Raw genomic sequence first — 23,574 nt, forward strand, 5'->3', positions numbered from 1 at the left:
AGCACTTGCAGGCCCGGCACAATCTCGCCGGCCGCAAAGGGCTGGATCTGGAAACGATTGTCTGTGATCTCGGCAACGCGCTTGCAGAAATATTCGCAGCCGCCATAGAGCGTATCGAGTGATTTCGGCCAGCTCGCCGTCAGCCGCCATTTCACCTCGGGCATCGACTGTGCGATAGCCGGTGCGGCAACGGCACTCGCGGCAAGGCCCAGCCCGCCTGCCGTCAGGAATTTACGACGTTCCATGCATTTCCCTCCCTGTGATGTCGAGTCCTCGACGAGGGGATTGCGGTCTTGACGCCGCTTTGTCTTCGCCGGTGGCCGACGTTTTTGGCGTCCGAAAATCTGTGTTCCCGGATCGGGGGGCAGGATGACCAAAGGAGGATCGCAAAGCAAGCGCACTTTGGTTGTGCTTGCGGTGTCGCCGATTAATGCTGCGCTGCGAACGCACTCTCCATCGCCTTGCGGGTCTTCACCGTCTCGTTGCTGGCGTCGAACTCGACGTCGCTCCAGTGCACCACCGCGCCGTGCGCGATGTCATGCTTCAGCTTCACGCGGTGGGCGAGGCCAATCGGCAGCGCGCCGGCCTTCAGGCTCGCCGCCGCCGGTACCAGCTTGCCCCACACCGTGTAACCGCCTTCGCCGTCCAGCATCTCGCCTGCGCGCAGATTGCGCTTGGCGACCGCCGCGACGTCGCCGCGGAAGCCGCTGGCCTGGCCGGTCGGCTCGCCGCGCAGCGCGGCCGACAGCACCGAGATGTTCAGCTCGAGCCCGATCAGGTGATACGGCTTGTACATCGCGGCAAAGCGCCCGCTGCCGTCGGTCTTGAGGCCGTATTGCCTGAAGCAGTCGGCGGCGTAGTCGTTCGGCGCCTCCAGCACGACATAGACGCCCCAGCGCAGGTCGCGAAACACCGGCCGTCCGTCGCGCTCGAGCGAGGAGACGACTTCGACCAGGCCCGACCGCTCCAGCACGCCACCGCGCGAGCGCGGCCGCATGATGTGAGGCAGATCGTCGACGCCGCAGGGCGGAAACAGCAAGCCGTCCGCGGGCACGTCGAGAGCGCAGGCGTTGGCGATCGCGGCCATCTCGATCGCCGATTTGGTGCCATCGAGGAAGGAGTTGAACATCTGCGGATTCATGCCGGCCGACTGTGCCTCGCCCGCGGTGAGGCCGTAATGCTGCCAGACGCCGTCCGGTGTGACGTCGTGATAGGCGGGCAGATATTTCGTGCCCTTGCCGGCGGCGACGACGCGGAAGCCGGTGGCGCGGGCCCAGTCGACCATCTCGGCGGTCAGCGCCGGCTGGTCGCCATAGGCGAGCGAATAGACCACGCCTGCTTTTCGCGCTTCCTCGGCGAGCAGCGGGCCCGCCAGCACGTCGGCTTCGACATTCACCATCACGATATGCTTGCCCGCGGCGATCGCGGCGCGCGCATGCTTGATGCCGACGGCTGGATTGCCGGTCGCCTCCACCACCACGTCCATCGCGCCGCCGGCAATGGCGCGCGCGCCGTCATCGGTGAAGACGGTGGCGGCAATGCGCTCGGCGCTCCAGCCGACGGTGCGGCACGCCTCGCGTGCGCGGTCCCGGTCGATGTCGACGATGACGGGCACCTCCAGCCCCGGCGTGTGCGGCACCTGCGCCAGGAACATCGAGCCGAACTTGCCGGCGCCGATCAGGGCGACACGGACAGGCTTGCCGGCGGACGCGCGGGCCTGGAGGAGGCGGTAGAGGTTCATGGGCGGATTCCGATGATGCAGAATTGTTGTGAGACGCGCGTGTCTATCAGCTCGTCATGGCCGGGCTTGACCCGGCCATCCCCGACTTGCGGCTGGCGACTGTGTCAAGACGTGGATGCCCGGGTCAAGCCCGGGCATGACGACTGAGGATGTTGCGCGAGGAGTTCTATTCCGCCGCCTGCCGCGGCGCACGTGCGAGGCGCAGCAGCGCGTCGTCGTCCACCGTCTTGATCGGGGCGAAGTCGCGATGCGCGATGTAGTCCGGCCGCGTGGGATTGCGGATGTGGTTCGAAACCGCGTTCAGCGTCAGGTACACGATCTTACGCGGGAAGGGCGTGATGTTGCCGGCCGAACCGTGCACGAGATTGCCGTGAAACATCAGCATACCGCCGGGCTTTCCGGTCGGCGCCACGATGCCGCCCTGCGCGACCAGCCGCGTCACGGTGGCCTCGTCCAGCGTCCACAGCGGATAGGATGTGGTGGCGAGGTCGTGCGAGGCTTCGAGATCGCCGGCGTTCTGGCTGCGCGGCACCAGCATCAGGGGGCCGTTGATCGGCATCACCTCGTCGAGGAAGATCGCGATGTTCATGGCGCGCGGCTCCGGCATGCCGTCGTCGCGCTTCCAGGTGCCGTAGTCCTGGTGCCACTGCCAGACGTCGCCGGTGAAAGCCGATTTCGCGTTGATCTTGAACTGATGCATGTAGACCGGCTCGCCGAACAGCTGCTCGACCGGGTCGATCATGCGCGGATGGGCGCCGAGGAGGCCGAACGCCTCGTTGTAGAGATGCGCGGCAAACGCCGTGCGCGGCGCGCCGCTCTTCTCGCGCCAGACCTCGGGCCGGTCGGCATCGTAAATGCCGACCGCCTCGCGCGCGAGGAAATCGACCTCCTCCGGGCTGAACAGCTCGGGCAAAAACAGCCAGCCCTCGCGGTGGAAGAACTCCAATTGCTCCTGAGACAGTCTCATGGGTCGTCCTCCTGTTTTGTTTTTGTTGTCGTATTTTCTCTGCCGTCATGGCCGGGCTTGACCCGGCCATCCACGTCTTTCGTTCCACGTCCAGGAAGAACGTGGATGCCCGGGACAAGCCCGGGCATGACGGCGACGGAGATCGTGGGTTACGCCGCCGCGTCCTTCGTCGCCCTCAATCTCTCCTCAGTCATCCGTCCCGCCGTCTGTGCATGCGACAGCGCCGCGCGTTCGGCCGCATTCGCATCACCGCTGAGAATGTATCCGGCGATGCCGGCATGCTCCGCCCAGGCGCTGCCGCGATAGTCGAGCTCGGACAGCACCGTCGCCATCGAGCGGCGCATATGCGGCCATTGCGGTGCGATGGTCTCCTCGATTACGGGATTGCCGGCGAGCTGATAGATCGCGCGGTGAAAATCGACGTCGCGCACGATCAGCTCTGCGAGTGTCGTGTTGCGGTCGATGCCGCGTCCGGCGGCGAGTGCCGCTTCCAGCCGCGCGCGGCCGGCCGCGTCATATCCCGCGCGTTCAGCCGCGAGCCGGGCGGCCAGCGCGTCGATCGCGCCCCGGACCTCGTAGAGTTGGCGGATGCGCGCGGGATCGAGCTGAGTGACCTCGAAGCCGCGTTTGCCGCTCTCGGCGACCAGACCCTGGCGGTGGAGCAGGTGCAGCGCATGCGAGACAGGCTGGCGCGAGACGCCGAGCTTGTCGGCCAGCTCGTTCTGCCGGATGCGTTGGCCGGGCTGAAGCGTGCGGTCGGAGATCGCCTCCAGGATTCGGGCATAGACCTGATCGATCAGGTTCGGGAGCGGGTCGAGGGGGATCACGCCAGCGGCTCCTGCGAGCGAATACGGAATTCCGTATTCGAGGGTATTGCAGGAGGGGAAGGGCGTCAAGGCAGCCCATTTTAGACCTGCTAAGCCACTGATTTCATTGGGGTGGCCTGCTGTGCATGGGGTTGTTTTCGCAGAAAAAGGGTTCGGAAGGGAGGACCTACTCCGCCAGAAACACGCTCACCCGCTCCCCGAACTCCAGCGGGGCCTGCTCGAACATCCAGTGGCCGGCGTTCGGAATCACCGCCGTCTTGCTCCCCGTGATGTGCTCGGCCAGCACGCGCCACATCACCGACAGGCTGCCGGTGGTAGCGCCGCCGCCGATCAGCAGCGTCGGGGTCTTGATCGCCTGCGCATCGCTCAGCGTGTAGGGCCGGCGCTGCTCGTTGATCTGGCCGAGGAACGTCAGCGCGTTGTCGCGCAGCTGCTGCTTGGCCGCCGCGGGCACGCGCCGCCACGAGCCGTCGCCCTCGATGCCCTCGTAGAAATTCTGCAGCGCGCCCTCGATATCGCCGGCACGGATCATCTCGACCGATCGCGCGGTGCGCGCCGCCAGCGGCGGATGCGCGGGCGTGCCTTCCGGCACCGGCAGGGATGCGTCGAGATCGCCGCCCGGCTCGGCCAGCACCAGCTTCCGCACCAGATCCGGCCGGGCCTGCGCCACGCGAAACGCGATGTGACCGCCGCGCGAATGGCCCATCAGGTCGACCGGTCCGGGCTTGATCTGCTCGATGAAGGCGATCACATCCGAGACGTGCTGCGCCATCTTGTAGTCGTCGCCGACGGCGTCCCAATGCTCGGGGAAGAAATGCCGCAGGCTGACCGAGATCACGCGATGGCTCTTCGACAGCGGCCCGAGCACCGCATACCAGGTGCGGAAGTCGCCGAGCGTGCCGTGCACGCAGACCAGCGGATGACCCTCTCCGACTTCGAGATAGGCCATGTCGTAACCGTTGACGCGAAAGGTCTGCATGATCAGCTCGCCAGAAAATCCAGGACGACTTCGGAGTATTTCTGCGGCGCCTGCTCGAACATCGGATGCGTCGCGTTGGGAATTATCGCCGTCTTGGAGTAAGGCACATGCGCGGCGAGCGCATGCAGCACCTTCGGCAGCAGGCCCTTGGTCCGCGCCCCCAGGATGAACAGCGTCGGCATCTTGATCGCCTCCGCATCTGCCTTCGAGAATGGCGGACGATTGTCGCGGACCTGGCCGATCAGGGTCGTGGCGTTGTCGCGCAGGTTCTGCTTCACCAGGGCTGGCAGCCGAGGCCAGGTGCCGGCGCCTTCCAGCGTGTCGACGAAGACGGCGAGGCCGCCGTCGACATCGCCGGCCGCGATCTTCTCGGCCGAGGCCGTGAAGCGCGCCAGCAACGGCGAGGGACCGCCGGCATAGTCGGGGTCGAGGCTCGCATCGAGCTCACCGCCCGGTTCGGCCAGCACCAGCCGCCGCAGCAGGTCCGGCCGGCGCTGCGCTACGCGGAAGCAGATGTGGCCGCCGCGGGAATGGCCCATCAGGTCGACCGGGCCGAGGTCGAGCTTCTCGATGAAGGCGATGACGTCGCTGACATGCTGGGCGATCGAATAGGTGTCGCCAACACCATCCCATTTCTCCGGAAAGAAGTGCCGCAGGCTGACGGCGATCACCCGATGCCGCTGGGTCAGCGGGCCGAGCACGCAGCCCCAGACACGGAAGTCGTTGAGCGAGCCGTGCACGCAGGCCAGCGGCGGCCGGCCGCTGTCCTCGCCCACGTCGAGATAGGGCATGTCGTAACCGTTGACGTGGAGGCTTTGCATTCGGGACTCGCGAGGCGGGCGGAACTCCTGTGCAAGATTCCCGGAAACCGGGTGGATCGCAACTATTTCCAAGCCTAGATTTCGCCCGAGATCACATTGGGGGCATGCGACGGCAACGCAAGCTCAGGAAACAGGCCATGACCGACCAGCATTTCGCCCTGTTCGACACCAGGATCGGCCTCTGCGCCGTCGCCTGGGGCCCGCGCGGCATCAACGGGACGCAATTGCCGATGGGCGGCGAGCAGAAGATCCGCACCCGCATCAGCCAGCGCCACGGTGATGCCATCGAGGCCGAGCCGACCGCCGAGGTGCGGCAGGCGATCGACCGCATCGTCAAGCTGCTCGCGGGCGAGCCTGACGATCTCACCGACATTCCGCTCGATCTCGACGGCGTGCCTGACTTCAACCGCGGCGTCTACGAGATCGCCCGCGCCATTCCGCCCGGCAAGACCGTCACCTATGGCGACATCGCCAGGCAGCTCGGCGGCGTGCAGCTGTCGCGCGACGTCGGCCAGGCGCTCGGCCACAACCCGTGCCCGATCGTCGTGCCCTGCCACCGCGTGCTCGCCGCCGGCAACAAGCCCGGCGGCTTCTCGGCCAATGGCGGCGTGGTGACGAAGCTGAAGATGCTGGAGATCGAAGGCGCGCTGGTGAACCACACGCCGAGTTTGTTTGACTGAGGCGGCTTGCGCTGGCGTCGTAGGGTGGGCAAAGCCAAGCGTGCCCACCACATCGATCGTAACGAGGAAAAATGGTGGGCACGGCGCTTTGCGCCTTTGCCCACCCTACAAGTACCAGCCTAAATTTTCGCCGCCGTCTTAGGCCAGTATTTGTCCCGCAGATGCCGCTTCACCAGCTTGCCGGTGGGCGTGCGCGGCAGCTCGGGTTCGAAGTCGATCGAGCGCGGGCATTTGATCGCCGACAGCCGCGTCTTGCAGTAGGCGATCAAATCGGCCTCGAGCGCCTTGCCGGCACGAGCCATGTCGTGCGGCTGCACCACCGCCTTCACCTCTTCGCCCATCTCCTCGTTCGGCACGCCGAACACGGCGACATCGGCAACGTCGGGGTGGGTGATCAGCACGTCCTCGGTCTCTTGCGGATAGATGTTCACGCCGCCGGAGATGATCATGTAGGACTTGCGGTCGGTGAGATAGAGGAAGCCGTCCTTGTCGAGATAGCCGACGTCGCCGAGCGTGGACCAGCCCTTGGCGTTGTAGGCTTTCTTCGTCTTCTCGACGTCGTTGTGATAGGTGAACGCGGGGGCGTCGGCGAAATAGACCGTGCCGATCTCGCCGGTCGGTTGCTCCTCGTCGTTCTCGTCGAGAATCTTGATCTTGCCGACCACGGCGCGGCCGACGCTGCCGCGATGCTCCAGCCATTGCTGCGAGTTGCAGACGGTGACGCCATTGCCTTCCGAGCCGGCATAATACTCGATCAGGATCGGTCCCCACCACTCGATCATCTTCGCTTTCACGTCGACCGGGCAAGGCGCGGCGGCGTGGATCGCGCCCTTGAGCGTGGAAACGTCGTATTTGGTGCGGACTTCGTTGGGCAGCTTCAGCATGCGCACGAACATGGTCGGCACCAGCTGCGACTGCGTGACCTTGTGTGCCTCGACCAACTTCAGGAATTCTTCGGCGTCGAAGTGCTCCATGATGATGGAGGTGCCGCCGAGCACGATCGCCATCATGTTGAAGCGCAAGGGAGCTGCGTGATAGAGCGGTGCCGGCGAGAGATAGGTGCTGTCGGCGTTCATGCCGCACATGTCGGCGCAGAGCACGCGCAGGAAGGCGTTCGGCGCGTCGATCCTGTTGCCCTCGAAGGCCTTCTTGATGCCCTTCGGGCGGCCGGTGGTGCCGGACGAATACAGCATGTCGTAGCCGGCGACCTCGTCGGCGATCGGCGTGGTCGGCTGCGCGGCGGCCTCCTTGTCGTAGGAGCGGAAGCCGGGCAGCGGGTCGTCCATCATGTAGAAGAGCGGCTCGCCGGCGGCGCCCTTGACGAGATCCTTGATCTGATCGGCGCATTTCGGCGTGGTGATCACGATTTTGGCGCCGCAATCGGCGATGATGTAGTCGATCTCGTCCTGCTTCAGATAGCGGCTGATCGCGGTGTAATAGAGTCCGCTCCGCTGCGCGGCCCAGCACAGCTCCATGAAGGCGAGGCGATTCTCCATCAGCAGAGCGATGTGGTCGCCAGCCTTGAGGCCGAGCGAGCGGAACAGCTGAGCGCCCTGGTTCGAAAGCTCGTCGAGCTCGCGATAGGTGATCGCCTTGCCGGTCCCGGCCATTCGGTAGGCGATCTTGTCGGGCGTGGTCTTTGCGTGGATGGAGGGGTGGGTCATGGCGTTTCCTCAAAACGCGAATGGCGAGCAGCGAAAGGCGAATAGGGAAGAAGGGTAAACCTCTCTTCGCCTAGTCACCATTCGCAACTCGCCACTCACTACTCGCTTTTGTTTTTCTTACAGCCGCTCCACGATCGTCACATTCGCCATGCCGCCACCTTCGCACATGGTCTGGAGGCCGTAGCGCTTGCCGCGCTGGTGCAGGGCGTGGACCAGCGTCGTCATCAGCTTGGTGCCGGAGCCGCCGAGCGGATGGCCGAGCGCGATGGCGCCGCCGTTGACGTTCAGGCGCGCCGGGTCGGCGCCGGTGGTCTTCAGCCAGCCGGTCGGCACCGAGGCAAAGGCCTCGTTGACCTCGAACAGGTCGATGTCGTCGATCTTCATGCCGGCCTTCTCGAGCGCGCGCTTGGTGGCGTGCAGGGGAGCGTCGAGCATGATGACGGGGTCGCCGCCGGTCATGGTCATGTGGTGGATGCGCGCCAGCGGTGTGACGCCGAGCTGCTTCAGCCCGCGCTCGTTCACGACCATGACGCCGGAGGCGCCGTCGCAGATCTGGCTGGCGCTGGCGGCGCTGAGCTTGCCGTTCTCGGCGATCAGCTTGACGCCCTTGATGCCGTCGAGCGTGACGTCGAAGCGGATGCCCTCGTCGATGTGGTGGGTGTCCTTGCTGCCGTCGGCGCGGGTGATGTCGAGCGGCACGATCTCCTTCTTGAAGTGCCCGGCTTGCGTTGCCGCGATCGCGCGCTGATGGCTGTTATAGGAATATTGGTCCAGATCATCCTTCGACAGGCCGTACTTCTCGGCCATCATCTCGGCGCCGGTGAACTGGCTGAACACGATATTCGGATATCTCGCCTCGATGCCCGGGCTCTTGTAATTGCCGAAGCCGTTCTTGGCCGGCAGCTGCGAGGATAGACCCATCGGCACGCGCGTCATCGATTCCACGCCGGCGGCGATCACGACGTCCATGGTGCCGGACATCACGGCCTGCGCGGCGAAATGCAGCGCCTGCTGCGAGGAGCCGCACTGGCGGTCGATCGAGGTGCCCGGCACGCTCTCCGGCAGCTTCGAGGCCATGATCGCATTGCGCGCGACATTGTTGGATTGCTCGCCGACCTGCATGACGCAGCCCATGATCACGTCCTCGACCATGGCGGGATCGGCCTTGGTGCGGTCGACCAGCTCGTTCAGCACTTTTGCGGCGAGATCCGCCGGATGCCAGCCGGCGAGACGGCCCCCCTTGCGCCCGCCCGCGGTACGCGCAGCGGCGACGATGTATGCCTCGGCCATGTCGGTCTCTCCCTGAATTGCTCTGAATAGGCTGGTTGTCGCGGCGGATTAAAAGGGCGCGACGTGATTTAGTCAATCGATCAATTAACTCTTGTGATGAGGCGCTGCTTGCGCTTATCTGCGCCCTCTCGACGCAGATTCAGGGATATCCGTGGTTACCAGCGTACCGAACAGGCTCCCGAGCGGAAAAAATTCCACGGCAGAGAAATTGCTCGTGGCCGCGAGCGAGTTGATGATCGAACGCTCCTCGATCGAGATTTCACTCAGCGACATCGCGCAGAAGTCGGGCGCCAACGCCGCGCTGGTCAAATATCATTTCGGCAACAAGGACGGCCTGCTGCTGGCGCTGCTCGCGCGGGACGCGGCGACGGAGATGTCCAATCTCGAATATCTGCTGGCGCAACCGATCACGGCGACGGCGAAGCTGAAGCTGCATATCGCCGGCATCATCCGGGCCTATCACCGGTTCCCCTATATGAACCGGCTGATCCATTATCTCCTGCACGAGAGCGTCGCCGGCTCCGCCGACGAAGTCTCAAAGTTCTTCGTCGCGCCGCTGCTCGACTTTCACCGCCGCCTGCTCGCCGAGGGCGTCAGCCGCGGCGAGTTCCGCGCCACCGATCCGGTGCTGTTCTACACCAGCCTGATCGGCGCCTGCGATCACCTGTTCTTCGGCCGGCACGCGATGTCTCGCGCGACCGGCGTCGGCCCGGTCACCGACGACGTCTGCCGGCAATATATCAAGCACATGGAAACGCTGATCTGCGGCGGCATCCTCACGCAAGTCGAGGAAGCTGCCGCGGCCGGATAATCCGGCCGAGACTTTGAAGTCTAGAGAAGAAACGCCCAAGGAAAGGTACAAGCGATGGAATTGAAAGACGTAGCCGTTCTCATCACCGGCGGCGGTTCGGGCCTTGGCGAAGCGACCGCCCGCGCCATGGCGGCCAAGGGCGCCAGGATCGGCGTGATCGACCAGAACAAGGACAATGCCGAGAAGGTCGCGGCCGAGGTGAAGGGCGTCGCGCTCCATGCCGACGTCACCAGCGAGGAGCAGATCAAGGCGGCGATTGCCAAGGCGGAAGCTGCCCATGGCGTTGCCCGCGTGCTGATGAACTGCGCCGGCATTGGCGGCTCGCAACGCATCGTCGGCCGCGACGGCGTCTATCCGCTGGAGAAATTCGCGCGCATCATCAATGTCAACCTGATCGGCACCTTCAACTGCCTGCGGCTGTTCGCCGAGCGCCTCGTCACGATCGAGCCGGTCGGTGAAGAACGCGGCGTCATCATCAACACGGCGTCGGTTGCCGCTTACGAAGGCCAGATCGGCCAGATCGCCTATTCGGCCTCGAAGGGCGGCGTCGTCGGCCTGACCCTGCCGGCCGCGCGCGACCTCGCCAGCCAAAAGATCCGCGTCAACACCATCGCTCCCGGCCTGTTCTTCACGCCGCTGCTGATGGGGCTGAACGAGGAAGCCCGCAAGAGCCTGGGCGCCCAGGTGCCGCATCCCTCGCGTCTCGGTGACGCCAAGGAATACGGCTCGCTCGCCGTGCATATCGTCGAGAATCCGATGCTGAATGGCGAGACCATCCGCCTCGACGGCGCCATCCGCATGGCGCCGCGGTAGGCGGGCTTCTTACCCTCCCCTGGAGGGGGAGGGTCGATCGCGCGAAGCGCGAGCGGGGAGGGGTGATCTCTCCACACGGGCAGCGTCTCAGGTGGAGAGACTGTCACCCCACCCCGTCTCACATTTCGCTGCGCTCAACGTGAGCCGACCCTCCCCCTCCAGGGGAGGGTGGTAGACGGCCTCCGTGTGGCACGAAAGGACGAGGCTCCCATGTCCCAACCGCTGCTGATCGAGCATGACGACGGCGTCGACCGGGTGACGCTCAATCGTCCTGACAGTCTCAATGCGCTCGATCCGGCGCTGATCGACGCGCTCAATGACTATTTCCAGGGCCTCCAGCGCAACCGGGAGACGCGCGTCGTCGTACTCCGGGGCGCCGGTCAGAATTTTTGCGCAGGCCTCGACCTCAAGGCGGCGATGGCTCGCCGGGCCGGGCAACAGGAGCCGCCCGGTGTCACGGAGTCACTCGATTCGCAGCGGCGCATCGCCGACATCGTGATGCTGATGCGGCGCTGTCCGCAGCCGATCCTGTCGCTGGTGCAGGGCGCGGCGGCCGGCGGCGGCTTTGCGCTGGCGCTGGCGTCCGACATCCGTATCGCGACGAAATCGGCGCGAATGAATTGCGCCTTCATCAAGCTTGGGCTCGGCGGCTGTGACATCGGCACCAGCTATTTCCTGCCGCGGCTGGTCGGGGTGTCGGTGGCGTCGGAGCTGATCCTCACGGGACGCTTCATCGGCGCCGAGCGGGCGCTTGCGGTTGGGCTCGTGTCCGAGGTCGTGGAGGAAGACAAGCTCGACGCCGCGGCCGAGCCTTATGTCGATGCGATGATGACGGCTTCGCCCGTGGGCCTGCGGCTGTCGAAGGAATGCCTCAACATGAGCGTCGATGCGGGATCGCTCGAGGCTGTCATCGCCATGGAGGATCGCAACCAGGTCCTGTGCAGCCGTTCCGAGGAATTTTCGGAAGGCATCAGGGCCTTCCTTGAGAAGCGAAAGCCTGTCTATATCAAGCGCTGAACGAGAACGATCCGCAAAGGACGATAATTCCGGGAGACGCAAAATGAGTGGAAGCGCGGCGGCCGTGATGACGAAGCCCGCCTTTCGCAAGATCGAATGGCTTAAGCGCGACATCGACGTCGAGCGCCGCAGCGACGGTACGGTTGTGCTGAAGTCGCGCATTCCGCTGCAAGCTTACGAGACGCACATTCCGGCCTCGCTGGCGAAATGGGCGAAGGAAGCGCCCGAGCGCATCTGGCTGGCGCAGCGCGGCGGCCCCAACCGCGAATGGCGCAAGGTGTCCTATGGCGAAGCCAAGCGCACCGTGGATGCGCTGACGCAAGGCCTGCTCAATCTCGGACTCGACGGTCGTCCCGTTGCGATCCTCTCCGGAAATTCCATCGAGCATGCGCTGATGACGCAGGCCGCGATGCAGGCTCGCTCGCCCGCCGCGCCGGTGTCGCCAGCCTACTCGCTGATGAGCCACGATCACGTCAAGCTGAAGTACCTGTTCGATCTGATCAAGCCGACCGTGGTGATGGTGCAGGACGGCCCGACTTTCGAGAAGGCGCTGAAGGCGATCGACCTCACCGGCGTGACCGTGGTTCACGTCATGCGCCCCTGCGACGGCATCACAAGCGTCAGTTTCGTCGATCTCGCGGCGACGCCAGTGACTGCCGATGTCGGCGCGTCGATCGCGAAGATCGCGCCGCAGACGGTCGGAAAACTACTGTTCACGTCCGGCTCGACCGGCATGCCCAAGGCCGTCATCAACACGCAAGCAATGATGTGCGCCAATGCTGCGATGATGATGCAGGTGCGGCCGCGTTCGCCTGATGGTCCGATCGCGACCATGCTGGATTGGATGCCGTGGAATCACACCATGGGCGGCAACGCGGCGTTTCACCCGATCCTGGTCGATGGCGGCACGCTCTATATCGACGACGGCCGGCCGATGCCGGGCCAGTTAGAGGAGACGCTGCGAAACCTCCGCGAGATCTCGCCGACCTACTACGCCAATGTGCCGGCAGGTTACGCGGCGCTCGCGGCCGCGATGGAGAAGGACGACGCGCTATGTCGTTCCTTCTTCAAGAACCTCTCGATCATGGCCTATGGCGGCGCGCGGCTGCCCGACGATCTCTACGACCGCATGCAAGCTCTCGCCGTGAAGACCACCGGCGAGCGCATCGTGTTCTATACCGGCTGGGGTTCGACGGAGACCGCACCGACCTCGACCGGCACCTATTGGGACACCGAGCGCGTCGGCCTGATCGGCCTGCCGTTCCCCGGCGTCGAGTTGAAGATGGTGCCGTGCGGCTCGAAATACGAGCTGCGTCTTCGCGGCGTCAACGTCACGCCCGGCTATTTCGGCCAGCCGGAGCTGACGAAGAAGATGTTCGACGAGGAGGGCTTTTATTGCATCGGCGATGCCGGCATCTTCGTCGACGATGCCGATCCGGTGAAGGGCATCATCTTCGCCGGGCGCGTGGTCGAGGATTTCAAGCTCACCACCGGCACCTTCGTGCATGTCGGCTCGCTCCGCACCGATGCGATCGCAGCCGCGACGCCTGTCGTGCATGATGCGCTGGTCGCCGGGCAGGATCGTGCCTTCATCGGCCTGCTGGCCTGGCCGAATTTGCACGCCTGCCGCCAGCTCGTCGGCAACGCCGATCTCAGCTTCGAGGACGCGGTGAAGCATCCCGAGGTGATCGCCTGCTTCAGGCGAGGGCTGGAAGCGCACAATCGGGACTGCGAGGGCGCCAGCAGCCGCATCATCGGGCGCGCGATGCTGATGGCCGAGCCTCCGTCGATCGACGGCAACGAGCTGACAGACAAGGGCTACATCAACCAGCGCGCAGGCCTCGAACGCCGCGCTGTGCTGGTGGAGCGGCTCTATGCCGACAAGCCGGATCAGGATGTGATCGTGCTGCGATGAAGCAACGCTCTCTCAACCTCGTCATTCCGGGGCGCGACGAAGTCGCGAACCCGGAATCCATAACCACCAGTCGGGGTTATGGATTCCGGGCCTGGCCCTTCGGGCCATCCCGGAATGACGGTCTCAATAACGATGAATAAGAGGTAAGCCGCCATGAACTTCGACTTCTCTGACGACCAGAAGCAGCTTCGCGATCAGGCGCGCAAATTCCTCGCTGAAAAATGCTCCCCGAAGGCGGTACGCGTGGTGCTCGACGGCAAGGCGCCCTATGACAAGGAGCTGTGGAAGGGCCTCGCCGAGATGGGCTTTCTCGGAGTCGCGATCCCCGAAGAGTTTGGTGGTGCCGGCGCCGGCCATCTCGAACTCTGCGTCATCGCAGAAGAGATGGGCCGGGCCAATGCGCCGGTGCCGTTCTCCTCGACCGTGTACCTTGCCGCCGAGGCGCTGCTGATCGCGGGCAGCGACGCGCAGAAGAAGAAGTGGCTGCCGGCGATTGCCTCGGGCGAGGCGATCGGCACGCTGGCGCTGTTCGAGGGCAAGGGCAATCCGGCGCCGAAGAACGTCAAGCTCACGGCTGCGAACGGCGTCTTGAACGGGGTCAAGAAGCCGGTCCCGGATGGTGCGATTGCGGATTTCGCGGTGGTCGCAGCGCGGACGGGATCGAGCGGGCGCGATGGCGACATCTCGCTGTTCCTGGTCGATCTCAAGGGCGCCGGCGTCGAGGTGAAGAGCCTCACCAATCTCGATCCGACCCGTGGACAAGCCGAGATCACTTTTAGCGATTGCAAGGCCGAGCCGCTGGGGGCTGCCGGCGAAGGATGGAGCATCCTCACTCAGGTGCTCGATCGCGCCGCCGTACTCTGTGCGTTCGAGCAGGTCGGCGGCTCCGACCGCGCGCTGGAGATGGGCCGTGACTACGCGCTCGACCGAATCGCCTTCGGTCGCCAGATTGGCTCGTTCCAGGCGGTCAAGCACATGCTGGCCGACATGTATGTGTCGGCGACGCTGGCGCGCTCCAACAGCTATTTTGGCGCCTGGGCGCTCTCGACCAACGCAGCCGAATTGCCGGAAGCCGCAGCGGCCGCGCGCATCAGCGCGACGCAGGCGTTCCAGCACTGCGCCAAGAACAACATCCAGGTTCACGGCGGCATGGGCTTCACCTGGGAGTTCGACTGCCACATGTACTACCGCCGCGCCAACGCGATGGCGCTCGGGCTCGGCAGTCTCTCTTATTGGGAAGACCAGTTGATCGACCGCATGCGGAAGAAGAACGCGGCGTGATGCAGGTGCGTAGGGTGGGTTAGCCGAGCGGCTTGCGCGAAGCGCAAGTCGCTTGGCGTAACCCACCTCTTCTCCCGATGGAAACCAAAGAGGTGGATTACGCCTTCGGCTAATCCACCCTACGAAGACAGAGACGAGACCATGAACTTCGAAGACACGCCGCAGGAAGCCGAATTTCGCGCCACCGCCCGCGCCTGGATCGGTGCCAATGCGCCCAAGCAATACGAGGACGAGCTGCGCAAATCCTCGCTCGGCCGCACCGTGCTCAGGAATGCCGACATTCTCGACGTGGCGAAAGCCTGGCAGAAAAAGAAGGCCGACGCCGGCTGGGCCTGCCTGCATTGGCCCAAGGAATATGGCGGCCGCGGGTCGTCGCCGATCGAGCGCGTGATCTGGCAGCAGGAGGAGGGGCCGTTCGGCCTGTTGTCCCGCATGTTCATCATCGGCCACGGCATGTGCGGACCGACCATGATGGCGTTCGCGCGCGAGGAGCATAAGCGCACCTACCTCCCGCCGCTCGCCTCCGGCGAAAAAGTCTGGTGCCAGCTGTTCTCCGAGCCGGCCGGCGGCTCCGACGTCGCGGGGCTTCGCACGCGCGCGGAGAAGGACGGCGACGACTGGGTCATCAACGGCCAGAAGATCTGGACCTCGGGCGCGCATTATTCCGACTACGGCATTTTGCTGACCCGCACCGATCCGACCGTGCCCAAGCACAAGGGCCTCACCATGTTCTTCCTGGACATGAAGAGCCCCGGCGTCGAGGTAAGGCCGATCAAGCAGGCGAGCGGGGCCTCGGACTTCAACGAGGTCTATTTCACCAATGTCAGGATTCCCGATCACCAGCGCCTCGGCGAGGTCGGCGATGGCTGGAACGTCTCGCTGACCACGCTGATGAACGAGCGCAGCGCGATCGGCGCAGCCGTTTCGACAGGCTTCCCCGAGCTGTTCGAATATTGCTCAAGCCTGATGCTCGACGACGGCCCGGCGATCGAGGATCGCGCGGTGCGCTCGAAGCTGGCGAACTGGGCGGTGAAGGCGAGCGGGCTGAAATACACCAGCATGCGCGCGATCTCGGCGCTGTCGAAGGGCGAGCGGCCGGGCCCGGAGAATTCCATCGGCAAGCTGGTGGCGGGCTCGATGATCCAGGACGTCGCGACCTACGCGCTGGATTTGCAGGGCGCGAGCGGTGTCGTCAGCGGCGAGGACGCCGAGCTTGCCGGCCGTTTCCAGGCGATGCTGCTGCGTGCGCCCGGCACGCGCGTCGAAGGCGGCACCGACGAGATCATGCGCAACATCATCGCCGAGCGGGTACTGGGCCTGCCGGGTGACATCAGGGTCGACAAGGACGTGCCGTTCAACAAGATCCCGACCAAGGGAAGAGGGTAGAGGTTCGCCATGAATTTCGACGACACCCCGCCGGAAGCCGCATTCCGCGCCACCGCGCGCAAATGGATCGATGCCAATGCGCCGAAGGAATTGCATGCCGAGCTGTCGAAATCCTCGCTCGGCCGTATCCGGCTTGCGAGCCACGACATCGTCGATGTCGGCAAGGTCTGGCAGAAGAAGAAGTTCGAGGGCAATTGGGCCTGTCTGCACTGGCCGAAGGAATATGGCGGCCGTGGCGCGACGCCGATCGAGAAGGTGATCTGGCAGCAGGAAGAGGGCGTCTACGGCAAGCTGACGCAGCCGTTCCAGATCGGCGAGGGCATGTGCGGCCCGACCGTGATGGCCTTCGGCAGCGAGGATGCCAAGCGCCGCTATTTGCCGAAGCTCGCTTCGGGCGAGGAGATCTGGTGTCAGCTGTTCTCCGAGCCGTCCGCCGGCTCCGACGTCGCAGGCCTGCGCACCCGCGCGGAAAAGAAGGGCGACAACTGGGTCGTCAACGGCCAGAAGATCTGGACCTCGGGCGCCCATTATTCCGATTACGGCCTTCTGATCGCGCGCACCGATCCGAACGTGCCCAAGCACAAGGGCCTCACCATGTTCTTCCTGGACATGAAGAGCCCCGGCGTCGAGGTCCGGCCGATCAGGCAGGCCAATGGCATGCAGGAGTTCAATGAGGTCTATTTCACCGATGTCGTGATCCCCGACAGCCAGCGGCTGGGCGCCGTCGGCGAGGGCTGGAGCGTGTCGTTGACCACGCTGATGAACGAACGCATGTCGATCGGCTCGCGCCTTGCCACCGGCGTGCCTGAGATGTTCGAGTTCTGCTCCAATCTGATGCTGGAGGACGGTCTCGCCATCGACGATCCTGCGGTGCGTTCGAAACTCGCGAGCTGGGCGGCGAAGTCGAACGGGCTGAAATTCACCAGCTATCGCACCATCTCGGCGCTGTCGAAGGGCGAGCGGCCGGGGCCGGAGAATTCGATCGGCAAGCTGGTGTCGGGCATGATGCTGCAGGACATCGCGACCTACGCCATGGACCTGCAAGGTGCGGCCGGTGTTCTCACCGGCAACGACGAGGAGACGGTGCAGGGCCAGTTCCAGCAGATGCTGCTGTCGTCGCCCTCGATGCGCATCGCCGGCGGCACCGACGAGATCCTGCGCAACATCATCGCCGAGCGGGTGCTGGGCCTGCCCGGCGACATCCGAGTCGACAAAGACGTGCCTTATAACAAGATCCCGACCAAGGGACGGTGATCTTACGTCTCGCGGTATCTCGTAGGGTGGGCAAAGCGAAGCGTGCGCACCATATCCAGATGCTCCGGGGCAATTCTGTCGGTGGGCACGGCGCCATGCGCCTTTGCCCATCCTACGAGAAGAGCGCGAGCTGATCCATGGACGCACAAGTGAAGCAAAACGACCGCATCGGCGTGCTCGAAGAGCTGCTCAACGAGCGCTACTCCGTCCGCGCCTTCCTGCCCAAAGAGGTCGACCGCGCGACTATCGAGCATGTGCTGACGACCGCACAGCGCACGGCGTCCTGGTGCAACAGCCAGCCCTGGCAGGTGATCATCGCCAGTGGCGAGGCCAAGGAGCGCTTTCGCCAGGCGATCTACAAGGAGGCCTCGGGCGGTCTCGGTGACGATTACGACTTCACCCCGCCGCGCGAATATGTCGGCGTCTATCTCGATCGCCGCCGCGAAAGCGGTTTTCAGCTCTACAACACGCTCGGCATCGCCCGTGGCGACAGAAGCGCCTACGCCAGGCAGGCGCTCGAGAACTACAATTTCTTCGGCGCGCCGCATGTCGCCGTCATTCACACCAACGAGCCGCTCGGCATCTACGGTGCGATCGATTGCGGCGCCTATGTCTCCAATTTCATGCTGGCTGCGCAGGCGCTCGGACTCGGCACGATTCCGCAGGCGGCGCTTGCGCGGCATTCCGGCCTGATCCGCCGCCACTTCAATCTGCCTGACGATCGCCGCATCGTCTGCGGCATCTCGTTCGGCTACGCTGACAACGCGCACAAGGTCAACAGCTACCGCACCTCGCGTGCGAGCGTGGCTGAAACGGCAACTTTCGCCGACGAGTGATCGATATGCGCAAAGGCGGCCGCGAGAACGGCCGCCTCTACATCGGTTTCGGATCGATTGACGCCGGCCGCTATCCGCCGCTGCCACCGATTACGGCGCGAATGGTCTCGTCGGGCCCGAAGTCCTCGGCGCCGTCGACATAGAGCAGCGCGGCGAGCTTCGAGCGCGCGCGGTTGACGCGGCTCTTGATCGTGCCGACCGCACAGCCGCAGATCGAGGCCGCGTCTTCGTAGGAGAAGCCGGAGGCGCCGACCAGGATCAGCGCTTCACGCTGGTCCTGCGGAAGTTTTTCGAGCGCCGTGCGGAATTCCTCGAATTCGAGATGCGCGTTCTGCGACGGCTGTGTCTTCAGCGTTTTGGCGTAGTTGCCTTCGGCATCCTCGACCTCGCGCCGCCGCTTGCGATAGTCGGAGCGGAACAGGTTGCGCAGGATCGTGAACAGCCACGCCGGCAGATTGGAGCCGGGCTGGAACGAGTCGATGTTGGCGAGGGCGCGGAGCAGCGTCTCCTGGACCAAATCATCGGCGCGGTCCGCATTGCCGCTGAGCGAAATGGCGAACGCGCGCAAGCTCGGCACGGCCGCCAGGATGTCGTTACGCAGGGAGTCCGTGAGAGGCATTAATCCCTCCCATTGTTGTCGTTGGATCCGCCCTCTTCGCCCAATTGGGGTGCGGCCCCCGGCGCATCAAGCTTCTTGATCAGTTCGGCGAACCGATCCGGAACCCCCTGTCGCACGACATCGTCGTACATGGCGCGCAACTGATGCCCTATCCGGGATTGTATCTCCGGAGTGAGGCCTCCCTTGCCGGGGGTCGTGCTTCTGCTGGCTTGAGACTTGAGATCTTTCATGACCTGTTCCACGTTTCCCCGAGTTAAGTGACTGTAAAATCGAGAAGTTTTCTCAACCGGGAGCCGTTCCCTGGATAGGCACAATTCCAGGTTCGATAAATAGTTCCCGCTCAGGCGGAACTTTTCTTGGCCTGAGGCGTAAACAGCCCAGCAGGGGAACCCGGGCCCCCCTCCGATTGCCTGGACGTCAAGGTAGGTCCGAAGATGAATGGAGTGGGGATGTCCCGTTCACAGCTTGTTGCTGAACACTTGCCGTTGTTGCGCCGGTACGCACGCGCCCTGACGGGCAGCCAGGCCTCCGGTGACGCTTATGTCGCAGCCATGTTGGAAGCCATGCTGGGGGATCCGGCGGTGCTCGACGAGAGCCACGGGCCGCGCGTCGGCCTGTTCCGGTTGTTCACTCAGATCTGGAATTCGGTCTCCGTCAACGACGATTCCGAGGTGGCGACCTTGCCGATGCCGCCGGAGCGGCGGCTGTCGAACATCACGCCGCTGCCGCGGCAGGCGTTCCTGCTGCTCTCGCTGGAGGGATTTTCGGAAGAGGAAGTCGGCTACATCCTTGGTACCGACGTCGCCGAAACCCGGCGGCTTGCGGATGCCGCGGGACGCGAGATGGCCGCCGAGATCGCCACCGACGTGCTGATCATCGAGGACGAGACCTTCATCGCCATGGACCTCGAGAGCCTGGTGAAAAATCTCGGCCACAATGTCGTCGGCGTCGCCCGCACGCATGCTGATGCGGTGGCACTGGCCAAGAACAAGCGGCCCGGCCTCATCCTCGCCGACATCCAGCTCGCCGACGGCTCGTCGGGCCTGGACGCGGTCAACGAGCTGCTCCGCACCTTCGAGGTGCCTGTGGTGTTCATCACGGCGTACCCGGAGCGCTTCCTCACCGGCGAGCGCCCCGAGCCGGCGTTCCTGATCTCGAAGCCGTTCCAGCCCGCGATGGTGTCGGCGGTGGCGAGCCAGGCACTGTTCTTCCAGCGCAACTCGCGCAACCGCGCGCCGAAGGCGCCGGCGGCTTAACAGCGCCGGCCATTTGGCGAAACGATCCGATCCGGCGTGCCGCAAGGCACGCCGGATTTTTCGTGACCGCCTGTCGTGCTTGACGCGTGCCGGCTCCGCCGCTCATACCTCCTGCAGGGATCCCAGCCGGAGATGAGATGTGCCCATGGACCAGCAGTTGCTCGACCGCCTCGCCATCCGCGACCTCGTCGAGAACTGGGCGGTCTGGCGCGATGCCGGTGATTGGGAGCGCTTCGCCACGGTCTGGCACGACGAGGGCTGGATGTCCGCCACCTGGTTTCAGGGGCCCGCGCGGGATTTCATGCGCGTCAGCCAGGAGGGGTTTGCCAGGGGCGTTCGCATCCTGCATTTCCTCGGCGGCACCAGCATCGATCTCGCAGGCGCGCGCGCCATCGCCCAGACCAAGATGACGATCTCGCAGCGCGCCCCGGTGCACGACGTGGTCTGCGATGTCGTCTGTACCGGCCGCTTCTACGATTTCCTGGAAAAGCGACAGGGGCGCTGGGGCATCGTCCGCCGCCAGCCGATCTACGAGAAGGACCGGATCGACCCGGTCGATCCCGCAGCAGAGCTCCGCCTCGACCAGAAAGCGCTCGCCGCGCTCCCTGAAGGCTATCGCCACCTCGCCTACATGCAGGAGCTGATCGGCTACAAGGTCAAGCGCGACATGCCGGGCCTGATTGGCCCCGAGGTCGAGAAGCTCTACGGCGAAGGGCGGGAATGGCTGGCGGGGAAGTGAACCCCAGACAAGAGTAAGGCGCGACTGGCATCACCACAGTCGCGCCCTACGTCGCCGGCTTATGGGGCAGGGGGGAATAGCCGGCTGTTGAGACGACTCCCGCCTGCGCGAGACGTTCCACGCCGTGCGAAATATTTTGCGCACGCTGCAGCGGATATCGGACACGGTTAAGTGATCGTAACCGCTGAGAACCCCGGGTCCTTTCCCGGCGTTGTTCCCCCGATCGCCATGGGGCGAGGGATCGACAGCCATGTCACAGATTTATAAAACATTTTTCGGTGCCGCCGCGATTACATTCGCGCTCGGCGCTGCGCAGCTGGCCTCCGGCCACGATCTGGCCGACCGTTGGCAGACGGTCGCCGGCAAAGCCGATCAGCCCGGCCACAACATCAACCGCTCCGGCAAGTCCGACCGGCTCGCCGACATCAAGCAGGGAGTTCCCACCCGCACCGTCTCCATGCGGTTGAATGACCTTCCCGCGACGTCAGTGCTGCTCCGCGTCCCCGCAGTCATCGAGACCGGCAGTGCCAAGCCGCCGCTCACGCTGCAGAAGCAGGGCCGAAACAAGCCGACGATCGCCTGCGAGCCAATGGTCAGCTCCCTTACCGAGGTCGCAAAGCTGCTCCAGCCGGGCCGCTGCGTGACCTGACCCGCCGGGGCGCCGGATAGATCGTTATCCGGCCCGGAGGCGATTCTTCACATCCACTTGATCCCCTGTACGCTCGCGTTATATCCCGGGTTTCTTCCCTTTCGTTTTGACCGGGTAAACGCATGACGACGTCAGACACGGCTGTGCATACACAGCCTTTCCAGGCCGAGGTTTCCGAACTGCTGCACCTGATGGTGCACTCCGTCTATTCCGAGACCGATATCTTCCTGCGCGAGCTCGTCTCCAACGCCTCGGACGCCTGCGACAAGCTTCGCTATGAGGCGATCGCAAGTCCTTCGCTGCTGGGCGAGGGCGACGCGCTCAAGATCCGCATCATCCCGAACAAGGCGGCCGGGACGCTCACGATCGCCGACAACGGCATCGGCATGGAGCGGCAGGAGCTGATCGACCATCTCGGCACCATCGCCCGCTCCGGCACCAAGGCGTTCGTGTCCAAGCTGAAGGAGGCCAAGGACGGCCTCGGCCTGATCGGCCAGTTCGGCGTCGGCTTCTATTCCGCCTTCATGGTCGCCGATAAGATCGTCGTGGTCAGCCGCCGCGCCGGCGAGAGCGACGTCTGGACCTGGACGTCCTCCGGCGGCTCCGGCTTCGAGATCGCCGGTGCCAGCGACGAGGAAGCGGCGCGTGTGACGCGCGGCACCGAGATCGTCCTGCATCTGAAAGATGACGCCAAGAAATATCTCGAGGCCTTCGAGATCGAGCGCATCATCGGTGCCTATTCCGACAACATCCTGTTCCCGATCGAGCTGGTGCCGGAAGAAGGCGAGCCGCGCCAGATCAATTCGGCGAGCGCGTTGTGGCAACGCTCGAAATCCGAGCTGACGGCGGACGACTACAAGAAGGCCTATCAGCAGATCGCATCCGCCTTCGACGATCCCGCGATGACACTGCATTACCGCGCCGAGGGCCGCTACTCTTACGCCGTGTTGCTGTTCGCGCCCTCAACCAAGCCATTCGACCTGTTCGAGCCGAACCGCAAGGGCCGGGTGAAGCTCTACGTCCGCCGCGTCTTCATCACCGACGATGCCGATCTGCTCCCGGGATACTTGCGCTTCATCCGCGGCGTCGTCGACAGCGAGGACCTCCCGCTCAACATTTCCCGCGAGATGTTGCAGAACAATCCGCAGCTGGCGCAGATCCGCAAGGCCGTGGCGACCCGGGTCGTGTCGGAGCTCGAAAGCCTGGCCGAGAAGGATCCGGAGAACTTCGCCAAAATCTGGGACGCGTTCGGTGCCGTGCTCAAGGAAGGCATTTACGAGGATTTCGAGCGCCGCGAAAAGCTGCTGGCACTGTCACGCTTCACAACGACATCGGGCGAGAAGCGGTCGCTGAAGCAGGTCATCGCCGATTTCAAGCCGAACCAGACCGAGATCTATTATCTCGTCGGCGACAGCATCGAGCGGCTGAAATCCAATCCGCGGCTGGAGGCTGCGACCGCGCGCGGCATCGAGGTGCTGCTGCTGTCCGATCCCGTCGATGCGTTCTGGACCTCGATGCCGTCGGAGTTCGACGGCAAGCCGCTGAAGTCGCTGAGCCAGGGTGATCTCAATCTCGACCTGATTCCGCGCGTCGACGACAACGATGAAGCAAAGAAGGACGAGCCGGAGGCCGATGAAGCGGCCACCATCGCCGTCATCAAGGCCGCGCTCGGCGAGCGCGTCAGCGACGTCAAGGCCTCGACGCGCCTCACCAGCTCGGCCTCCTGCCTCGTCGCCGACAGCCAGGGCCCGAGCCGCGAGCTCGAGCGCATCCTGTCGCAGCAGAACCGCGGCATGAAGACCAAGCCGATCCTGGAAATCAATCTGCGCCATCCGATGGTGGGCGCGATCACCAAGGCGCAAGCCGGCTCCAAGGCGGTCGACGATCTCAGCCTGCTCCTGCTCGAGCAGGCGCAGATCCTGGACGGTGAACTGCCGGAGGATCCGGCCGCGTTTGCGGCGAGGCTGAACCGGCTGGTGTTGCAAGGGCTTGGCGCCTAGCGCCGCAGTCCCAGCACTCACCTTGCCGT

The 23,574-nt window shown here is 64.5% G+C and carries 23 protein-coding genes (1 of these 23 running past the window's edge); 13 read left to right on the forward strand and 10 right to left on the reverse strand.

Annotation, left to right across the window (positions count from 1 at the left end; all coding sequences use genetic code 11):
- From CIT39_RS04320 to CIT39_RS04345, 6 genes are all read right to left on the reverse strand, one after another.
- On the reverse strand, positions 1–245 hold the 5' portion of the coding sequence (locus tag CIT39_RS04320; RefSeq protein WP_094973245.1) for a TRAP transporter substrate-binding protein. 844 nt of this gene lie to the left of the window's left edge; only the first 245 of its 1,089 coding nucleotides appear in the window; it begins with the start codon at positions 243–245; the stop codon falls past the left edge of the window.
- Positions 246–427: 182 nt separating this feature from the next.
- Positions 428–1,741 carry an NAD(P)H-dependent oxidoreductase gene (locus tag CIT39_RS04325; protein ID WP_094973244.1) on the reverse strand — a complete coding sequence of 438 codons (1,314 nt, stop codon included), beginning with the start codon at positions 1,739–1,741 and terminating at the stop codon, positions 428–430.
- 166 nt (positions 1,742–1,907) lie between these two features.
- Positions 1,908–2,708 (reverse strand): phytanoyl-CoA dioxygenase family protein, encoded by an 801-nt coding sequence (locus tag CIT39_RS04330; RefSeq protein WP_094973243.1) that lies wholly within the window; start codon positions 2,706–2,708, stop codon positions 1,908–1,910.
- A 149-nt stretch (positions 2,709–2,857) separates the two neighbouring features.
- Entirely contained in the window at positions 2,858–3,535 is a 678-nt protein-coding gene (locus CIT39_RS04335) for a GntR family transcriptional regulator (protein ID WP_094973242.1), read from the reverse strand.
- A 166-nt stretch (positions 3,536–3,701) separates the two neighbouring features.
- Complete coding sequence (locus CIT39_RS04340) at positions 3,702–4,514, reverse strand: alpha/beta fold hydrolase (protein ID WP_094973241.1); 813 nt, start codon at positions 4,512–4,514, stop codon at positions 3,702–3,704.
- A gap of 2 nt (positions 4,515–4,516) precedes the next feature.
- Complete coding sequence (locus CIT39_RS04345; RefSeq protein WP_094973240.1) at positions 4,517–5,335, reverse strand: alpha/beta fold hydrolase; 819 nt, start codon at positions 5,333–5,335, stop codon at positions 4,517–4,519.
- Between the two features lie 137 nt (positions 5,336–5,472).
- On the opposite strand from CIT39_RS04345, the gene CIT39_RS04350 reads away from it, so the two are divergent.
- Positions 5,473–6,015, forward strand: a complete 543-nt coding sequence (locus tag CIT39_RS04350; protein ID WP_094973509.1) for a methylated-DNA--[protein]-cysteine S-methyltransferase — start codon at positions 5,473–5,475, stop codon at positions 6,013–6,015.
- A gap of 119 nt (positions 6,016–6,134) precedes the next feature.
- Here the strand turns inward: CIT39_RS04350 and CIT39_RS04355 are convergent, their stop codons facing one another.
- Positions 6,135–7,679 (reverse strand): acyl-CoA synthetase, encoded by a 1,545-nt coding sequence (locus CIT39_RS04355; protein WP_094973239.1) that lies wholly within the window; start codon positions 7,677–7,679, stop codon positions 6,135–6,137.
- A gap of 117 nt (positions 7,680–7,796) precedes the next feature.
- Positions 7,797–8,969 (reverse strand): acetyl-CoA C-acetyltransferase, encoded by a 1,173-nt coding sequence (locus tag CIT39_RS04360; RefSeq protein ID WP_094973238.1) that lies wholly within the window; start codon positions 8,967–8,969, stop codon positions 7,797–7,799.
- A gap of 232 nt (positions 8,970–9,201) precedes the next feature.
- Here CIT39_RS04360 and CIT39_RS04365 point away from each other — a divergent pair, with 232 nt between their 5' ends.
- The 8 genes from CIT39_RS04365 (at position 9,202) to CIT39_RS04400 (ending at position 18,282) form a co-directional block, all read left to right on the forward strand.
- Entirely contained in the window at positions 9,202–9,780 is a 579-nt protein-coding gene (locus CIT39_RS04365) for a TetR family transcriptional regulator (protein ID WP_244607515.1), read from the forward strand.
- A gap of 54 nt (positions 9,781–9,834) precedes the next feature.
- Positions 9,835–10,593: an SDR family NAD(P)-dependent oxidoreductase gene (locus tag CIT39_RS04370; RefSeq protein ID WP_094973236.1), complete on the forward strand. Its 759-nt coding sequence runs from the start codon at positions 9,835–9,837 to the stop codon at positions 10,591–10,593.
- 210 nt (positions 10,594–10,803) lie between these two features.
- Positions 10,804–11,610, forward strand: coding sequence for an enoyl-CoA hydratase/isomerase family protein (locus tag CIT39_RS04375; RefSeq protein WP_094973235.1), 807 nt, complete (start codon positions 10,804–10,806; stop codon positions 11,608–11,610).
- Positions 11,611–11,653: 43 nt separating this feature from the next.
- Positions 11,654–13,525, forward strand: a complete 1,872-nt coding sequence (locus tag CIT39_RS04380) for an AMP-binding protein (RefSeq protein ID WP_094973234.1) — start codon at positions 11,654–11,656, stop codon at positions 13,523–13,525.
- A 153-nt stretch (positions 13,526–13,678) separates the two neighbouring features.
- A complete protein-coding gene (locus CIT39_RS04385; RefSeq protein ID WP_094973233.1) occupies positions 13,679–14,806 on the forward strand; it encodes an acyl-CoA dehydrogenase family protein in 1,128 nt (375 codons plus the stop codon).
- A gap of 141 nt (positions 14,807–14,947) precedes the next feature.
- Positions 14,948–16,192 (forward strand): acyl-CoA dehydrogenase, encoded by a 1,245-nt coding sequence (locus CIT39_RS04390; RefSeq protein ID WP_094973232.1) that lies wholly within the window; start codon positions 14,948–14,950, stop codon positions 16,190–16,192.
- A gap of 9 nt (positions 16,193–16,201) precedes the next feature.
- Positions 16,202–17,446, forward strand: a complete 1,245-nt coding sequence (locus CIT39_RS04395; protein WP_094973231.1) for an acyl-CoA dehydrogenase — start codon at positions 16,202–16,204, stop codon at positions 17,444–17,446.
- 137 nt (positions 17,447–17,583) lie between these two features.
- Positions 17,584–18,282 carry a nitroreductase gene (locus CIT39_RS04400; protein WP_094973230.1) on the forward strand — a complete coding sequence of 233 codons (699 nt, stop codon included), beginning with the start codon at positions 17,584–17,586 and terminating at the stop codon, positions 18,280–18,282.
- Between the two features lie 70 nt (positions 18,283–18,352).
- On the opposite strand, the gene CIT39_RS04405 is transcribed toward CIT39_RS04400, so the two are convergent.
- The gene (locus tag CIT39_RS04405) at positions 18,353–18,901 is read right to left on the reverse strand and encodes a sigma-70 family RNA polymerase sigma factor (RefSeq protein ID WP_084251855.1); all 549 of its coding nucleotides are present in this window, start codon (positions 18,899–18,901) and stop codon (positions 18,353–18,355) included.
- Entirely contained in the window at positions 18,901–19,131 is a 231-nt protein-coding gene (locus tag CIT39_RS04410; protein ID WP_162308338.1) for a NepR family anti-sigma factor, read from the reverse strand. Before CIT39_RS04410 ends, CIT39_RS04405 begins: the two co-directional genes overlap by 1 nt.
- 219 nt (positions 19,132–19,350) lie before the next feature.
- On the opposite strand from CIT39_RS04410, the gene CIT39_RS04415 reads away from it, so the two are divergent.
- The 4 genes from CIT39_RS04415 to htpG all read left to right on the forward strand — a co-directional run bounded on the left by CIT39_RS04415 (position 19,351) and on the right by htpG (position 23,545).
- Positions 19,351–20,157 carry a response regulator gene (locus tag CIT39_RS04415; protein ID WP_162307352.1) on the forward strand — a complete coding sequence of 269 codons (807 nt, stop codon included), beginning with the start codon at positions 19,351–19,353 and terminating at the stop codon, positions 20,155–20,157.
- Positions 20,158–20,302: 145 nt separating this feature from the next.
- Complete coding sequence (locus CIT39_RS04420) at positions 20,303–20,896, forward strand: nuclear transport factor 2 family protein (RefSeq protein WP_094973228.1); 594 nt, start codon at positions 20,303–20,305, stop codon at positions 20,894–20,896.
- A gap of 250 nt (positions 20,897–21,146) precedes the next feature.
- The gene (locus CIT39_RS04425) at positions 21,147–21,545 is read left to right on the forward strand and encodes a hypothetical protein (RefSeq protein WP_094973227.1); all 399 of its coding nucleotides are present in this window, start codon (positions 21,147–21,149) and stop codon (positions 21,543–21,545) included.
- 122 nt (positions 21,546–21,667) lie between these two features.
- Positions 21,668–23,545, forward strand: a complete 1,878-nt coding sequence (gene htpG, locus CIT39_RS04430) for a molecular chaperone HtpG (protein ID WP_094973226.1) — start codon at positions 21,668–21,670, stop codon at positions 23,543–23,545.
- Positions 23,546–23,574 lie beyond the last annotated feature (29 nt).

Origin of the sequence: Bradyrhizobium symbiodeficiens, assembly GCF_002266465.3 — a bacterium.
In the GTDB taxonomy this organism is placed as follows: Bacteria; Pseudomonadota; Alphaproteobacteria; order Rhizobiales; family Xanthobacteraceae; genus Bradyrhizobium; species Bradyrhizobium symbiodeficiens.

What these genes read in the sequence shown, in the direction of transcription:
- CIT39_RS04420 (WP_094973228.1), top strand. Translation starts at nt 20,303, where the DNA reads ATGGACCAGCAGTTGCTCGACCGCCTCGCCATCCGCGACCTCGTCGAG.
- CIT39_RS04355 (WP_094973239.1), bottom strand. Translation starts at nt 7,679, where the DNA reads ATGACCCACCCCTCCATCCACGCAAAGACCACGCCCGACAAGATCGCC.
- htpG (WP_094973226.1), top strand. Translation starts at nt 21,668, where the DNA reads ATGACGACGTCAGACACGGCTGTGCATACACAGCCTTTCCAGGCCGAG.
- CIT39_RS04330 (WP_094973243.1), bottom strand. Translation starts at nt 2,708, where the DNA reads ATGAGACTGTCTCAGGAGCAATTGGAGTTCTTCCACCGCGAGGGCTGG.
- CIT39_RS04350 (WP_094973509.1), top strand. Translation starts at nt 5,473, where the DNA reads ATGACCGACCAGCATTTCGCCCTGTTCGACACCAGGATCGGCCTCTGC.
- CIT39_RS04395 (WP_094973231.1), top strand. Translation starts at nt 16,202, where the DNA reads ATGAATTTCGACGACACCCCGCCGGAAGCCGCATTCCGCGCCACCGCG.
- CIT39_RS04425 (WP_094973227.1), top strand. Translation starts at nt 21,147, where the DNA reads ATGTCACAGATTTATAAAACATTTTTCGGTGCCGCCGCGATTACATTC.
- CIT39_RS04410 (WP_162308338.1), bottom strand. Translation starts at nt 19,131, where the DNA reads ATGAAAGATCTCAAGTCTCAAGCCAGCAGAAGCACGACCCCCGGCAAG.
- CIT39_RS04380 (WP_094973234.1), top strand. Translation starts at nt 11,654, where the DNA reads ATGAGTGGAAGCGCGGCGGCCGTGATGACGAAGCCCGCCTTTCGCAAG.
- CIT39_RS04345 (WP_094973240.1), bottom strand. Translation starts at nt 5,335, where the DNA reads ATGCAAAGCCTCCACGTCAACGGTTACGACATGCCCTATCTCGACGTG.
- CIT39_RS04385 (WP_094973233.1), top strand. Translation starts at nt 13,679, where the DNA reads ATGAACTTCGACTTCTCTGACGACCAGAAGCAGCTTCGCGATCAGGCG.
- CIT39_RS04340 (WP_094973241.1), bottom strand. Translation starts at nt 4,514, where the DNA reads ATGCAGACCTTTCGCGTCAACGGTTACGACATGGCCTATCTCGAAGTC.
- CIT39_RS04325 (WP_094973244.1), bottom strand. Translation starts at nt 1,741, where the DNA reads ATGAACCTCTACCGCCTCCTCCAGGCCCGCGCGTCCGCCGGCAAGCCT.
- CIT39_RS04360 (WP_094973238.1), bottom strand. Translation starts at nt 8,969, where the DNA reads ATGGCCGAGGCATACATCGTCGCCGCTGCGCGTACCGCGGGCGGGCGC.
- CIT39_RS04405 (WP_084251855.1), bottom strand. Translation starts at nt 18,901, where the DNA reads ATGCCTCTCACGGACTCCCTGCGTAACGACATCCTGGCGGCCGTGCCG.
- CIT39_RS04375 (WP_094973235.1), top strand. Translation starts at nt 10,804, where the DNA reads ATGTCCCAACCGCTGCTGATCGAGCATGACGACGGCGTCGACCGGGTG.
- CIT39_RS04415 (WP_162307352.1), top strand. Translation starts at nt 19,351, where the DNA reads ATGTCCCGTTCACAGCTTGTTGCTGAACACTTGCCGTTGTTGCGCCGG.
- CIT39_RS04400 (WP_094973230.1), top strand. Translation starts at nt 17,584, where the DNA reads ATGGACGCACAAGTGAAGCAAAACGACCGCATCGGCGTGCTCGAAGAG.
- CIT39_RS04370 (WP_094973236.1), top strand. Translation starts at nt 9,835, where the DNA reads ATGGAATTGAAAGACGTAGCCGTTCTCATCACCGGCGGCGGTTCGGGC.
- CIT39_RS04390 (WP_094973232.1), top strand. Translation starts at nt 14,948, where the DNA reads ATGAACTTCGAAGACACGCCGCAGGAAGCCGAATTTCGCGCCACCGCC.
- CIT39_RS04365 (WP_244607515.1), top strand. Translation starts at nt 9,202, where the DNA reads ATGATCGAACGCTCCTCGATCGAGATTTCACTCAGCGACATCGCGCAG.